Origin of the sequence: Novosphingobium hassiacum (assembly GCF_014196055.1) — a bacterium.
In the GTDB taxonomy this organism is placed as follows: Bacteria; Pseudomonadota; Alphaproteobacteria; order Sphingomonadales; family Sphingomonadaceae; genus Novosphingobium; species Novosphingobium hassiacum.
This window is the reverse complement of record NZ_JACICY010000001.1, coordinates 791,970-806,217: the sequence shown is the minus strand read 5'-3', so window position 1 is coordinate 806,217 and position 14,248 is coordinate 791,970. Positions and strand designations below refer to the sequence as shown.

At 65.0% G+C, this 14,248-nt stretch carries 12 protein-coding genes; 6 read left to right on the top strand and 6 right to left on the bottom strand.

Annotated elements, in window-relative coordinates; genetic code table 11:
• Positions 1-405 precede the first annotated feature (405 nt).
• A complete protein-coding gene (locus tag GGQ88_RS04045) occupies positions 406-900 on the bottom strand; it encodes a winged helix-turn-helix transcriptional regulator (protein WP_183611788.1) in 495 nt (164 codons plus the stop codon).
• Positions 901-1,001: 101 nt separating this feature from the next.
• On the opposite strand from GGQ88_RS04045, the gene GGQ88_RS04040 reads away from it, so the two are divergent.
• The 3 genes from GGQ88_RS04040 to panB are packed head-to-tail and all read left to right on the top strand — an operon-like array spanning position 1,002 to position 2,647.
• Positions 1,002-1,439, top strand: a complete 438-nt coding sequence (locus tag GGQ88_RS04040) for an MAPEG family protein (protein ID WP_246385513.1) — start codon at positions 1,002-1,004, stop codon at positions 1,437-1,439.
• Entirely contained in the window at positions 1,436-1,744 is a 309-nt protein-coding gene (locus GGQ88_RS04035; RefSeq protein ID WP_183611786.1) for an antibiotic biosynthesis monooxygenase, read from the top strand. Before GGQ88_RS04040 ends, GGQ88_RS04035 begins: the two co-directional genes overlap by 4 nt.
• Positions 1,745-1,747: 3 nt before the next feature.
• Positions 1,748-2,647 carry a 3-methyl-2-oxobutanoate hydroxymethyltransferase gene (panB, locus tag GGQ88_RS04030; protein WP_221214478.1) on the top strand — a complete coding sequence of 300 codons (900 nt, stop codon included), beginning with the start codon at positions 1,748-1,750 and terminating at the stop codon, positions 2,645-2,647.
• A gap of 119 nt (positions 2,648-2,766) precedes the next feature.
• Here panB and GGQ88_RS04025 read toward each other — a convergent pair whose 3' ends face one another.
• From GGQ88_RS04025 to GGQ88_RS04010, 4 genes are read right to left on the bottom strand one after another with little or no spacing between them, the layout of a single operon-like run.
• Positions 2,767-3,303, bottom strand: coding sequence for a GNAT family N-acetyltransferase (locus GGQ88_RS04025; protein ID WP_183611784.1), 537 nt, complete (start codon positions 3,301-3,303; stop codon positions 2,767-2,769).
• 20 nt (positions 3,304-3,323) lie between these two features.
• Positions 3,324-4,721, bottom strand: a complete 1,398-nt coding sequence (locus tag GGQ88_RS04020) for an efflux transporter outer membrane subunit (RefSeq protein WP_246385422.1) — start codon at positions 4,719-4,721, stop codon at positions 3,324-3,326.
• Positions 4,718-7,804, bottom strand: a complete 3,087-nt coding sequence (locus GGQ88_RS04015; protein ID WP_183611783.1) for a multidrug efflux RND transporter permease subunit — start codon at positions 7,802-7,804, stop codon at positions 4,718-4,720. Before GGQ88_RS04015 ends, GGQ88_RS04020 begins: the two co-directional genes overlap by 4 nt.
• A gap of 12 nt (positions 7,805-7,816) precedes the next feature.
• Complete coding sequence (locus GGQ88_RS04010; protein ID WP_183611782.1) at positions 7,817-8,929, bottom strand: efflux RND transporter periplasmic adaptor subunit; 1,113 nt, start codon at positions 8,927-8,929, stop codon at positions 7,817-7,819.
• Between the two features lie 125 nt (positions 8,930-9,054).
• Here GGQ88_RS04010 and GGQ88_RS04005 point away from each other — a divergent pair, with 125 nt between their 5' ends.
• Together GGQ88_RS04005 and trhO are read left to right on the top strand one after the other, a co-directional pair.
• On the top strand, positions 9,055-9,537 hold the full coding sequence (locus GGQ88_RS04005; protein ID WP_183611781.1) for a hypothetical protein: 483 nt from the start codon (positions 9,055-9,057) through the stop codon (positions 9,535-9,537).
• On the top strand, positions 9,524-10,471 hold the full coding sequence (trhO, locus tag GGQ88_RS04000; protein ID WP_183611780.1) for an oxygen-dependent tRNA uridine(34) hydroxylase TrhO: 948 nt from the start codon (positions 9,524-9,526) through the stop codon (positions 10,469-10,471). The genes GGQ88_RS04005 and trhO overlap by 14 nt, the downstream gene beginning before the upstream one ends.
• Positions 10,472-10,621: 150 nt before the next feature.
• Here the strand turns inward: trhO and GGQ88_RS03995 are convergent, their stop codons facing one another.
• Positions 10,622-11,977, bottom strand: coding sequence for an alginate export family protein (locus GGQ88_RS03995; RefSeq protein WP_343057075.1), 1,356 nt, complete (start codon positions 11,975-11,977; stop codon positions 10,622-10,624).
• A 220-nt stretch (positions 11,978-12,197) separates the two neighbouring features.
• On the opposite strand from GGQ88_RS03995, the gene GGQ88_RS03990 reads away from it, so the two are divergent.
• Positions 12,198-14,132, top strand: coding sequence for a TonB-dependent receptor (locus GGQ88_RS03990; RefSeq protein ID WP_183611779.1), 1,935 nt, complete (start codon positions 12,198-12,200; stop codon positions 14,130-14,132).
• Positions 14,133-14,248: the final 116 nt, after the last annotated feature.

Genomic DNA, 14,248 nt, shown 5'->3' with positions numbered 1-14,248 from the left:
AAAACGGCTTTCGGCGTAGCCGGTCATTCTTAATTGCGATGGCTTTGTAAAACCGAGCCCATATTGGAATGGCCATGATTGTGGAGCGGCGCGAAGGTTGGGCGTCGACCTTTAGGTCGAGATTGCTGCGATCATTGTCCGGAGGCGGTGGATGGCAACCAGCCTTTTGAAGTTGTCCGCCAGAACATGGAAGCTGGCCTCAATTCTGACCTGCTTGAGCGTTTTCACTTTGAAATATCCGTAAGCCGCAACGCCGCCGCTTCGGGCCAGGCGAAGGCACTGGCCTGCAAGCGCTCCGGCAAGATTCCATCCGTGCCGTGGTGCGTAACTGCCATCAACGCCATGGTGCCAGAAAGGTCCTCCGCTGCACCCGTTTGTGACTTATGCCGGGAGGGCAATTGCCCGCTATTCCGCACTATCCCTCGCATGAGGGGCCCAGTCCTCGAAGCGGGCGGCCAAGTCATCCGGAGGGACGATGCGGCCCTTGTCATCGACAAAGGCGACGTGGATTTCCGAACCGTCGGACGGGCGCACCAGTCTCATGGGCGGTGTGCGGCCCTGGCCAACCCAGTGATCGGACCACTCGCGCATGGCCAGGAACGGCAGGCGAAGCGCCTCGCCCATCTCGGTGAGGCAGTATTCCTTCCGGGGCCGGCTGCCGTCCGCCTTGTAGTCCTGCTGGGTCATCAGCCCCGAAGCGATGAGGCGCTTGAGCCGGTCGGCCAGCACGGTCCGCGGAATTCCGATCTCGGTGTGGAAATCGTCATATCGACGCACGCCGAACAGGGCGCTGCGCAGGATCAGCAGGGACCAGCGATCCCCCAGGAAATCGAAGCTCGCCGCCAGCGTGCAATGGCTGATGTGGATCGGGGACTGTCGACGAAACGGAGGTGTGGCCATGCGGCCCAGAATATCTGGGTTGCAAAAACAAATCCAGCCTCTATGCCTAGGTATCAAATGTGGACTCAGTGTCGATGTGAGGAGGCGTCATCGTGGGCGCAATGAACCTGGCTATTCTTTGGCCGACAGTGGCCCTGGCAGGCCTGATATTCGTCGTCTGGTCCGTTCTGCTGCGAAAGCGCTTCGCCCATATCGCGGCCAACCGGCCCACCGCCGCCGACTTCGCCAATGCGGAAGCCGTCGGCCGTTACTTTCGTCCCGTCGAGCGGCCTGCGCAGAACCTTGCCAACCTGTTCGAAATGCCGGTGCTCTACTTCGCGCTGGTGCCGCTGCTTGTCCTGACGGGCAGTGCCTCGCCTGCGCAGGTCGCGCTGGCGTGGATCTTCGTCACGCTCCGGGTCGTGCATTCCGCCATCCACATTGGCCCCAATACAGTTCGGACCCGGGCCCGCGTCTATATCGCCTCGAGCATCGTGCTGTTCGCGATGTGGCTGGGCTTCGTTATCGATCTCCTGGCAATCACTGGAACTGGCGCATGAACTTTTCCAAGGGCGACGCCCAGCAGCCCCATGTCCTCATCATCCATGAAGTGGAGGACTACGAGAAGTGGAAGGCTGTATTCGACGATGCGGCCGCGATCCGGCGCGAAGCAGGCGAGATCGCCTATCAACTGCTGGCCTACGACACGGATGCCCGTCAGGTCGTCCACTTCTCGCAATGGACTTCGCTCGATGCGGCTCGCGCCTTCTTCGAATCTCCGCAGCTTGTTGAAATCCGGCGTATCGCTGGCGTTCGGGCGCCGGAGTTCCGCTACCTCAACCAGATCGAAGCAAAGACGCTGTGATGGTTGCATGTCCTTGTCCTGCAGGAGTGTAGCCCCGTGTCGGTCCCCGTTAGGCTGAATCGTATCACCGCTCCTGACGTCCTCGGCAGGAAGACTGCTGAGAAACTTGTCGTCCTCACCGCATACCATGCCCAGTCGGCCCGGATGGCTGATCCGCATTGCGACGTCCTGCTGGTCGGCGATTCCCTTGGTAATGTTCTCTATGGCTTCGACACGACCCTGCCGGTGACGCTCGACATGATGATCATGCACGGGCGGGCCGTGGTGATTGCATCGCGCCGGGCGCTGGTCGTGGTGGACATGCCCTTCGCATCGTATGAAGCCTCGAAAGAGCAGGCGTTCGCGTCGGCGGCACGCGTCATGCAGGAGACTGGCTGCGGTGCTGTCAAGCTCGAGGGCGGGGTCCATTTTGCCGAGACCATCGCCTTCCTCGTTGCCCGGGGCATACCGGTCATGGGGCATGTCGGCCTGACTCCGCAGTCGATCCACACGATCGGATCGTTCAGATCCCAAGGAAAGGCCGAGGCCGCCGCCTTGGGCAGCTCCAACCAGCCGGGGCCGATCGAGACTGATGCCATCGCTGTCGCCGAGGCCGGTGCATTTTCGATGGTGATAGAAGCGGTGGTCGAGCCGTTGGCACGGCACATCAGCGAGAGGGTCGCCGTACCCACCATCGGCATCGGCGCGAGCTGGGCTTGCGACGGGCAGGTCCTGGTCCTTGAAGACATGCTGGGGATGACGGAGCGCACGGCGCGCTTCGTGCGCCGGTTCGCGGATCTCGGATCAGAGGCAGATGCGGCAATCGGAGCCTTTGCCGATGCGGTCAGGAAGGGAGCTTTCCCTGCCCGAGAACATCTGTATGGGCTGCAGGAACCGTCGCTTTCGCCAAAGACCGTCGTTTAAAGGATAGTAGGCGACGAGGGCTTTGTCCCAGACCTGGCCTTCCGAGGTCGACCCCTTCCGACCTATCCCAAAAGCGGCATTCATTCGGCCGGCACACAGTGTTGGCTATCCTTGTCTCCCTAGCCTGAAGGCTGCCGCATCTGCTTCACGAAGCGAAACATGTCGCTGTCGTCCGGTAGTCCGGTCGGGCTGGGTGTATGGGGATCGGGATTTCGTTCGTGATAATATTCGACGATATGGAACCCGCAGACGTTGACGTAGAAATGGATGTTCCGCTTCTCGAAATACGGCGTGACCGTCTCCCAGATGCGGGTGTCGGGAAACACTGCCTCGATCGCCGACCAGGCTGCCTTGCCGAGACCCTGTCCGTGGTTCCCGATCGCGATGAACAGAAGGTCGAGGGAATTGGCCTGCGTATCGCGGTTGATCGTCACGACCGCGCCACCGACCCTGCGGCCATCGTGCACGATGTGCAGGACGATCGCATTGGGCGCGGCCATCGCGTCATCTAGATCCGCATCGGACGGGATCGGCCCGTCCGGAAGGCCGCCCATCTCCTCGACAACTGCGAGTGCAAAGGCGGCCTGCAGGTCGCGTTTGAAGGCGGGGAAATCGGCTGGCTCTGCGGGGAGGAGCGTCACACGGGGCCGAGCCATCGTTGTCTTATGTCCTTTCATCACGAGGCGCCCCCGAGCGCGCGATAGAGGGCGGTTGCGCTGGTGAGTTCGGCATGACGCACGCTGAGCATCGTCTGCCGCGCGGCGTAGACGGTGCGCTGTGCGTCGAGCAGTTCGAGCCGGCTTGTCACCCCCGCGCGATAGGCCAGGCGGGCGAGTGCGAGCCGCCGTTCGGCCTGCTGCACGGCCTCGCTCTGGGCGGTGCGCTGCGTCGAGAAGGTGGCACGGGCGGCAAGGCCGTCGGAGACTTCGCGAAAGGCGGTCTGGATCGTTTTCTCGTAGTTGGCAACGGCGATCGAGGTCCGGATACGCGAGAGGTCGAGTGTGGCCTTGAGCTCTCCGCCGCGAAAGATCGGCACGGACACCGCAGGCGCATAGGACCAGCTCTGGTTGCCCGACTGGAACAGCGTCTGAAGCGCGGCGCTGGCGAAGCCGAACGCACCGGTGAGCGACAGCCGTGGGAAGAAAGCCGCGCGTGCCGCACCGATGTCGGCATTGGCAGCGCTCAGCTCATGTTCGGCCTGCATGATGTCGGGACGGCGGGTGAGCAGGTCGGATGGGGTGTAGGCGGCCAGCGCAGTGCGGATCGGTTGCGCTCCCAGGCTGATCGGCGGGGGAAGATCGGCCGGAATCGGCGCGCCGACTGCGGCGACCAGCCCATTGGTTGCCTGCTGCCGTTCGCGCTGGCGTTGCGCCACGTCGGCCTGAGCCTGGCGGACCTGCCCCTCGGCCTGCGCGAGATCCAGACCGCTTGACTGGCCCGCATCGTGGAGCTGGCGGGCAAGCGTCAGGGAAGCCTGCCATTCGGCCAGCGTCGCTTCGGTCAGCTGTAGCTGCTCTTCGGCCAGCCGCTCGGCCAGATAGGTGTCAGCGACCGCTCCGATCACTGTCAGCCGCACCGCGCGCTGCCCCTCGCGCGAAGCCAGGTAGCGCTCTGTCGCGGCGGCATTCTGGGCACGGAGCCGACCGAACAGGTCAATCTCGAAATTGGTCAGTGCTGCCTGCACGGTGACCTGACCGAAGGAGGCACCGGCTGCGTCGCCCGTGTTCAATCCGCCGCCTGCCCTCGCCACGCCGACGGGCTGGCGCTGGCGCGTATAAGCCGTGTCGAGATTGACGCTGGGCAAGCCTTGGGCACGCTGGACGCGGATCTGCGCGCGTGCCGCTTCGGCATTGAGCGCCGCCATGCGCAGATCGCGATTTTCGCTCAGCGCCAGCGTAATCAGCGTCTGCAGCCGGGCATCGGCGAACATGGCCTGCCATTCGGGCACAGCCTCTCCGTCTATCTCGACCGGATAGGTGGCGGCGACCGGCGGCGTTGGCAGGGTCAGCTTCGGGGTCATCGAGCAGGCGGTTGTCGTCAGCAACAGCCCGAGGGTGAGGACGCGCATCGTCATGCCCTTCCTCCTCGCCAACGTTCCGCCAAGCTGAGCACGACCACGAAGAAGACGGGTACGAAAATGACGGCCAGCACCGTGCCGGTAATCATACCGCCGAAGACACCGGTGCCGATCGCCGTCTGCGTCTCCGCACTGGCCCCGCGTGCCAGCATCAGCGGCATCACGCCCAGCGTGAAGGCCAGGCTGGTCATCACGATCGGCCGCAGCCGAACCCTGGCCGCCGCAATGGCCGCATCGACCAGGCTCATGCCCTGTTCTCGATAGCCTTTGGCGAACTCGACGATCAGAATCGCATTCTTGGCGCTGAGGCCGATGATGGTGATGAGGCCCACGCGGAAGAAGATATCGTTCGGCATGCCGCGCAGCAGCACCGCGGCGACGGCCCCGATCAGCCCCAGCGGCACTACCAGCATGACCGAGACCGGGATCGCCCAGCTTTCATAGAGAGCGGCCAGCACCAGGAAAACGACCAGCATCGATAGCGCCAGCAGCATCGGCGCTTGTGCGCCCGCCTCGCGCTCCTGCAGCGACGCGCCGGTCCAGTCGATCGCGAAGCCGCGCGGCAGCTTGACGGCAATGGCCTCCATCGCCTTCATCGCATCGCCGCTCGATACGCCGGAGGCGGGCGAGCCAGTGATGCTGATCGAAGGATAGCTGTTATAGTTGGCCAGCTGCAGCGGGCCGCGCTGCCACGTCGGCGTCACGAGTTCGGACAGCGGCACCGTCCCTCCGGTCTCGTTGCGGACGCGCAGCGCAAGTACGTCATCGAGGTTCATGCGGGACGGTGCATCGGCCTGCACGATGACCTGCTGCAAGCGGCCCTGATTTGGAAAATCGTTGACGTAGGAACTGCCTAGCGACGTGCCGATCATGTCGTTGATCGCGGTGAACGAAACGCCCAATGCGCGCGCCTTCGCCCGATCGATGTCCAGACGAACGTTGGTGCCGGCCGGCAGGCCATCGGCATTTACGGCTGCCAGTTTGCCGTCTTTGGCGGCAAGTCGGAGCAGCTGATCACTTGCTGCGGCGAGCGCCTGTCGTCCGTGTCCCGCGCGATCCTCCAGCCGGAGCGTGAAACCCGACGACGTCCCCAATTCCTCGATCGCAGGGGGCATCATGTTCATGACCGAACCTTCGTGGACTGCCTTGGCCATCGCCGCATCGGCGGCGGCGACTTCCGCCCGAGCATTGATGCCTGGTTTGAGAATGGTGTAGATCATCGCGGCATTGGCGCCGGAGCCGGAAAAGCCGAAGCCAAGGATTGCCTGGGTCGTCAGCACCCCCGGGCGGCCCGCAGCAAAGCGTTCGAAAGCCTTTACCGCCTCCATCGTGCGGCTAGCGGTCGCGTCCGCGGGCAGTTGGATGGTCGTCATGTAATAGCCCTGATCCTCTTGGGGCAGGAATGACGACGGCAGGTTGACGAACCCAATACCGAGCAACCCGACCAGCAGCGCGAAGATCGCCATCATCCGGCCGGCGCGTTTCAGAAGCTTGCCGACCCAGGCCTCGTACCGCACCGTCGTTCGCTCGAACCAGCGGTCGAACGCCTGGAAGACGCGGTTCTTCGGCCGCTCCCGCTCGACGGGCTTCAACAGCGTCACGCAGAGCGCAGGCGTCAGGGTGAGCGCGAGGAAGGCGGAAAACAGGATGGAAACCGCCATCGCCATCGTGAACTGGCGGTAGATGGTGCCGACCGATCCCGATGCGAGCGCCATGGGAATGAAGACGGCCGACAGAACCAGGGTGATGCCGATGATCGCTGGCGTGATCTCCGCCATGGCGCGGATCGTTGCCTCGCGCGGGGGCAAATGTTCCTCGTGCATCAGCCGCTCGACATTCTCGACCACGACGATGGCGTCGTCGACGATGATGCCGATCGCCAGCACCATGCCGAACATCGTCAGCACATTGATCGAATAGCCCGTCATCAACATCACTGCGATCGTGCCGAGCAGGGCGATCGGCGCGACGATGGCCGGGATCAGGGTGTAGCGAATCTTCTGCAGGAACAGGTACATAACCAGGAAAACGAGGACCATCGCCTCCAGCAATGTGTACAGCACCTTCTCGATCGACACCTTTACGAAGGGCGCGGTGTCGAACGGCGCGGACCAACTGACGCCCGCGGGAAACGCGCGCGACAGCTCCGCCATGCGCGCGTTCACCAACTTCGACACGGCCACTGCATTCGCGCCCGGCGACAACTGGATCGCAGCGGAAGCGGCGCCCTTGCCGTTTTCGCGGGTCGCGGTGCCGAAGCTCTGGCGACCCAGCTCGATCCGCGCGACCTTGTCCAGCGTGACCGACGAGCCGTCGGTACTGGCTTTCAGAATGATCGCGGCGAAATCCTCGGGCGTCTTCAACTGACCGTCGACGGTCAGCGGGACCGTGACCCGCTGGCTCTGCGTGGTCGGCTCTGTGCCCAGCGCACCGGGGGCGACCTGGGCATTTTGCTCGGCGATGGCGGCAGTCACGTCGCTTGCGGTCAGGCCATATCCGGCCAGCTTCGCAGGATCGATCCATATCCGCATCGCGCGTTCGGCAGAGAAGTTCTGTACGCGGCCGACACCCGGGACACGCTTGAGTTCATCGACGATGTTGCGGGTCATATAGTCGGTCAGCGCAACTTCGTCGCGGCGGCCGTCGTCGGACATCAGGCTCACGATCATCAGGAAGCCTGATGATGCCGATTCGACCGTGACACCCATCTGGCGCACTGCCTGCGGCAGTCGCGCCTCGATCGTCTTCAGCCGGTTCTGCACGTCGACCTGAGCCATTTCGACATCGGTGCCGGGGCGAAACGTGGCCGTGACGGTCGCACTGCCCGAGGTGTCGGTGCTGCTGTCGAAATAGAGCAGGTTCTTTACACCCGACATTTCACGCTCGATCAGCGAGACGACGCTGTCGTTCAGCGTTTGCGGCGTGGCGCCGGGATAAGTGGCGTAGATGCTGACACTGGGTGGCGCGACACTGGGGAAGCGGGCGACCGGCATCTGCGGCAAGGCGATAGCGCCCGCCAGCATGATGACGATCGCGATGACCCAGGCGAAGACCGGGCGGTCAATGAAGAAACGGGGCATTGTCTAAACCTCTCAGCGCGCGCGCCAGGGTAGCGGCTTGACCGGCGTGTCGGGCTGGACGCGGTCCTGCCCCTCGACGATCACCCGGTCGCCGCGCCTGAGACCCGAAAGAATGACGTATTGCCCGTTCACGACCGCACCCACGATGACGGGGCGGACGCGCACCCGGTCCTGCTGGTCGACGATGCTGACTTGTGCGCGCCCTTGGCCATCGCGAGTGACCGCCTGTTGCGGGACGGTCAGCGCGTCGGATGGGGTCGCCTGGAACAGGCGCGCGCGGACGAACATGCCAGGCAGCAGCAGCTCGCCCGGATTGTCGACCGCGACGCGAACCAGCACGTCGCCCGTACCGGGATCGACGGCGATGCCGGAGAACAGGATACGCCCCTTGTTGGGATGAACCCGTCCGGCGGCAGTGACGATCTCGACCGGCCCCGCGGCCTGTCCCGAGGCCCGCAACGCGGCATAGCGCTCGGCAGGCTGGCGAATGTCGATATAGACGCGGTCGATCTGCTGGACCGTTGCCAGCGGGCTGGCGTCGCCCGTCGTCACCAACGCCCCTTCGGTCACATTGGCCGCACCGATCCGCCCCGCGATCGGCGCGGCTACGCGTGAGAAGCCGACGTCGAGCTGTCGCCGCCGCAGCGTCGCACGCGCTTCGCTCACCTCTGCGGCCGCCTGATCGCGAGCGGCAACGGCGTCGTCATAGCTCTGCCGGCTGATCGCGTCGGCCGCGACCAGCGGCTTCAACCGCTCGGCCTGGACTTTGGTCCTCGTATAGGTGGCCGACGCTTTCGCCAGCGTCGCCCGCGCGGTATCGGCATCCGCGCGATAAGGTGCCGCGCTGATCTGGAACAACGGCTGCCCGGCACGGACCAGCGCGCCTTGCTCGAACAGCCGGCGCTGGACGATCCCACCGACCTGCGGGCGAATCTCCGCGATGCGCCATGCGACGACGCGGCCGGGCAGTTCGTCCGCCACCGTCACGGGCGCGGCGGCGACGACGGTCGTCAGCACCTCCACCGCAGTCGGCGAGGCGGCAGGCGCATCGGCGACGCACCCGGCCAGAGGCGGCAGCAGCAGCAACAACGGCAGGAAGCGGCGCAAGGTGGGAACAGTGATCATGGTGCGGCCATTCGCCTGACCGCGTTGCGTGAACGTCGAGACTATGTGGAGATCGTGTGGGGGTCGCCTAGCGAACGGATGGCCGACGACGTGAGTGTATGGAATGCGCAGATCGCCCATGACTGGTGGAGGATCTGCGTAGCGTCAGGCTGGCCGACAGCGGCCGACTGGATCTCGTCCTGACCGAGATTGATTTCGCTGCGGAATTCGAAAGCATTGCGCCGACGCTGCGCTCGATCCTGGAGCCGGCTGGCTTCTCGCTGATGCTCGAACTGATGCAGGGCACGATCCGTGCGGACGCCGCCGCGACTTCGGCCGATCAGGGTTCGAGATCACCCTCGCGCCAGACGTGCAATAGCTGCGGGACCGCCTTGGACAGTGCGCTTGGGCACCTCTGGCCCTTACTGACATGGAGACCTGCTGCCCCACATGTCCGCTTCACGCTACAGCACGCCGGAACCTGCCAATTCGGGCTGAGGCGTCGCCAAAGTTGTGCACCCACGGGATTACGCTGGGAGAATGGGCGGATCATTCGTTCCGGGGGACTGACGCTGCGGGCGTGGCTTTTTGCGGCGTCGGCGCTATGGGGCGGGGATGGATGTGAATGATCGCCCTGATGGACCGGTGACAGTTGCCGCGCTCTACCGCTTCGCGCGGGTAGAGGATTGCGCAGGCGTTCGTGCGGAGCTTGAGCGGGTTTGTCGTGCCAATGGCGTGCGCGGGACGTTGCTGATTGCGCGCGAGGGGGTCAACGGGACGATCGCGGGGTCTGCCGAGGGGATCGCGGCGGTGCTTGGGGCGATCCGCGCGATGCCGGATTGCGCGGACGTGGACGTCAAGTTCTCGAGTGCGGAGGCGATGCCGTTCCACCGGACGAAAGTGCGGGTAAAGCGCGAGATCGTGACGATGGGGCAGCCCGACATCGACCCGCGTGCGAGCGTGGGGACGTATGTCGATCCGCTCGACTGGAATGCGCTGATCGCCGATCCGGACACGATCGTGATCGACACGCGCAACGACTACGAGGTGGCCGCAGGCACGTTTGCGCGCGCGATCGATCCGGGGACGGCAAGTTTTCGCGATTTTCCGGCGTGGTTCCGGGCAGAGCGCGAGCGCTTGCTGGGGCAGGGAAAGCCGCCGAAGGTGGCGATGTTCTGTACCGGCGGCATCCGCTGCGAGAAGTCGACCGCGTTCCTGAAGCAGGAGGGCGTTGACGATGTCTATCACCTCAAGGGCGGGATTCTGAAGTATCTGGAGACCGTGCCGCAGGACGAGAGCCTGTGGCGTGGCGAATGCTTCGTGTTCGACCAGCGCGTGACCGTGGGGCACGGGCTGGCGCCGGGGACGCATTCGCTGTGCTTCTGCTGCCGCCGCCCGGTGGACGCGGCGGGGCGCTCGTCACCGCTGTACGAGGAGGGCGTCAGTTGCGCGGCGTGTCATGGCGAGCGCAGCGACGAGCAGCGCGCCTCGGCACGCGAGCGGCACCGGCAAGAGCGGCTGGCCGAGAGCCGGGGCCGCGCGCATGTGGGCGCAGTGCTCTAAAAGTTCGGCCCTGTCGGAACCATCACAGCGCGATGCCTTCGTATGGCACATACCTGATGATCTATGCGCGCTTTATTTGCGTTACATCTACTGATTTGGTTGACTTTTCTAGGCGGGTTTGGTTGCGCTCGTTCGAGATTTGCTTGGGACTCAGAACGTCGCGGTAAGCGCGGTGCTGACGTAGCTGGTGTTGCCGGTGTGCGGAGCGTTGGGGGCGGTTTTGAGGAAGCGACCTTTTGCCAGCCACAGCGCGTTGACTTCGCCGCGCAGGAAGCCTGGCACGACCCAGTAGCGCATCCGACCTTCAAGCTGGTGCCCGGCAAACGATCCGGAGCGACCGGTAGCATCGCGCACGCCGGTGGTGGCGAAAGCATCGGTGCGCTCGGCCAGCCACATCGGACGGTAGGAAATGAACGCGTCGAGGCGTTTACCTGGGGCGACTTCGGCGCGGACACCGGGGCTGTTGATGTTGGTGCGGCCGATCGCGGCGAGTACGCCCGACGGGCTGAAGTCGGCGCGGCGCATGCCGAACAGCGTGTCGAACCGGCCATAGCTACCGCCCGGGCCATCGCCGCTGGCGCGGTCATATTCGACCGACAGGCGCAGGCGGGTGCGGCCGGGGAAGGTGTAACCGGCATCGGCGTGGAGGAACCAAGCGCCGACGTCGAGGGTGGCCTGGGTCGAGGCGCTGACCTGGCCGAATTGCCACGCGCCTTCGATCTCGAAGTCGGGTTGGCCCGATGCGGGTTCGCGGATCAGGCGCGCGGCCACCGTGTGGAGATCGCGGTCACGGGTGAGCCGACCGGGTGCGTCGCGTTCCTGCAGGCGAAAGTAGGATGCTTCGGCTGCCGCGCCGAACACGGTCCTGGGTCGCCATATCACGCCGCCCCAGAGCCGCAGGTCGAAGCTCTCCCTGTCGAGACCGTAACGGTTACGCAGGACCGAGCCCTGATCGTCGGGCAGGCGGACCTGCGGGAGCGTGTAGATCAGCGTCGCGCTGGTGCCTTCGCGTGTTTTCAGGTCGGCGCGCAGGCCGGTGTAGCCGCTGGTGGTGTTGCGGTAGTCGTCGGCGGCGACGAAGCGGCGCGAGCCGAGGTTGAGGGCGAAGCGGCCGGCCTGGAACGCGACCCTGGTGCCCTTGGACGGGGCAAAATCGCCTGCGACGTAGGCCTGCACGAATTCGAGCGTGTTGACGTCATTGGCATTGACCGAGGAGCCCGGCTCGCCCAGCCACGCGCGGCTGTCGTACATTTCCGCGCCGATGCGAAAGTGGGGCGTGGCCTTGTATTCGACGGCAAGCGTGGTGCGCAGCGCGAGTTGCTCGTCGGTCGGCGGGAGGTTGATGCGCGGCTGGCCGGTGAGGCTTTCGTAGCGCAGGCGGATGCTGCCGGTGACGGTGAGGTCGGTCGGGTTGCCTATCGCGCGTTGGAGGCGCGGGGGCTCGGCGGGTGCCACCGTCGGAACAGCGGCCATGGCCAGCAAGGTAAACTTCAGGCTCAGCTTCACGATGTGCTCCATTGTGGCCCTGCGACCGCCTGATGAAGCAACGCTTGAGCGCTCTCGCGCCTGATCGGGAGGTTGCGTGGTCCCGGTGGCGCTCCCTTGCAATATTGCCGGCGGGAAAACAATCGTGTCCCGCCGCGGGCCAACAAGGGTGTCGCCAAGGGCGGCCTTGCGACCCATGACAGGAGCGCAGCGGGCCGGTTCCGGCTGCGGACGGGGCAAGATGACGCGTACTATCGCATGGATCTGGGGCACGGCGTGTCTGGCGGGGCTGGCTCTGCCGTCTACTGCCTGGGCGCAGCGCGTGACCGACAATGTGATCGCCAATGCGAGTGATGCCTTCGGGGAATCGGTGGGGACCGAGCGCGTCGGGCTGTATGGCGTGGACGATGTGCGCGGGTTCTCGCCGGTCGACGCCGGGAATGCGCGGATCGAGGGGCTGTACTTCGCGCCGGTGGACCGGTTGCCGGTGAGGCTGGTGCGGGGCAACAAGGTCCGCGTCGGGATCACCGCGCAACGCTATCCCTTTCCCGCGCCAACCGGGATCGTTGACTACGATCTGTCGGCGACGGGAGGCGCGGATCAGCTGACCTTGGGGCTGGAGACCGGGCAATTCGGGTCGGTGTGGGCAAATCTCGATGCGCAAGTGACGCTTGCACGTGATCTGCGGGGCTATGCTGGCGCGACGTTGCGCAGAGTGCGGCGGCTGGATGGTGGCGACAACAAGACCGATATCGTATCGAGCGGGCTGGCGTGGACGCCCTATGCCGGGGCAAGCGTGGCGGTGTTCCAGTCGTTTTCGCGCAGTTATGACGATGACGCGGCGCCATCGATCTTTCCGGCGGGCGATTTCCTGCCGCCGTCGATCAGGCGGCGCGAGCGGATCGGGCAGACCTGGGCCGAGCGCGACAACACCCACGAGATTTTCGGTGCGCTGGCCAAGCTGCCGCTGGGGGCTTGGGCGATAGAGGCGGGGCTGTTCCGCGCCGAGCGGCGGGTCGACGCCGGGTTCACCGACCTGTTCGTCAATACACGCGCCGATGGCACGACGCCCGACCGGGTGATCGTCGCCGATGCCAACAACCGCGACTTGGCGCTGTCTGGCGAAGTGCGCGTGGTTCGCGCGTTCGGCGATGCGGCATTGGCGCACCGGGTTACGCTGAGCTTGCGCGGGCGAACGGGGGACCGGCGGTTTGGAGGGGTCCAGCGCATTGCGCTGGGTGAGAGCAGTCTGAACTTTTCGGACCAGCGTCCGCGTCCGGTGCTGACGTTCGGGGCTGATGATACGGACAAGTCGAGTCAGGCCACGGTGGGTCTGGGCTATTCTCTGGCGAGCGCGGGGCGGTTCTCGCTCGATTTGGGGTTATCGGGTTCGCGCTACCGCAAGACGGTGCGCTTTGCGTCCAGCGGTCTGGTGACAGCGGCGAGCGATCGTCCGGTGACCGCGAGCGTGACCGGGTCGCTGATCCTGAGCCCGGCGCTGACGTTGTACGGTGGTTATGTGCGCGGGTTCGAGGAAGTGTCGGTCGCGCCCGCCAATGCAGCAAATCGCGGCGCGGTGCCGCCCGCGATCCGGACGCGGCAAACCGATGTGGGACTGCGCTATGCGGTGACGCCCACGGTCAGTCTGGTGGCGGGCCTGTTCGAGATATCAAAGCCTTATTACAACCTCGACGATCAGGCGGTGTACCGGCAGCTGGGGCTGTCATCCAATCGCGGGCTGGAGATGTCGCTGGCGGGCACGCTGCGACCGGGTTTGAGCGTGGTGCTGGGCAATGTCCTGATCGACGCGCGGATCAGCGGTGCGCTGGTCGACAACGGCAGCATCGGCGCGCGCCCGGTCGGCAGCATCAAGCGCCGGACGATCGCGAGTTTCGACTGGCGGCCGGATGGTGGCGAGAGCCCGCTGTCGTTCGATGTGAGCGCCGAGGGGCTATCGAGCCGTGTCGGCAACGCCAGCAACCGGCTGCTCGCTCCGCCGCGCGAGAGCGTGGACATCGGGTTGCGCTATCGCTTTGCGCTGGCGAAAGCGCCGGCGCTGCTGCGTTTGCAGCTTGCCAATGCGCTCGACGATTACGGCTGGCAGGTCGCGCCGAACGGGGCGTTCACGTACTCACAGGGGCGCAGGCTTTACGTCGAATTGCGGGTGGACCTTTAGGGCTCACATCCAACTGCTCGTCATTGCGAGCGTAGCGAAGCAATCCAGAGCGTCATGCGCTGTAATCTGGATTGCTTCGTCGGCTTCGCCTCCTCGCAACGACGAGGGTGAGGGGA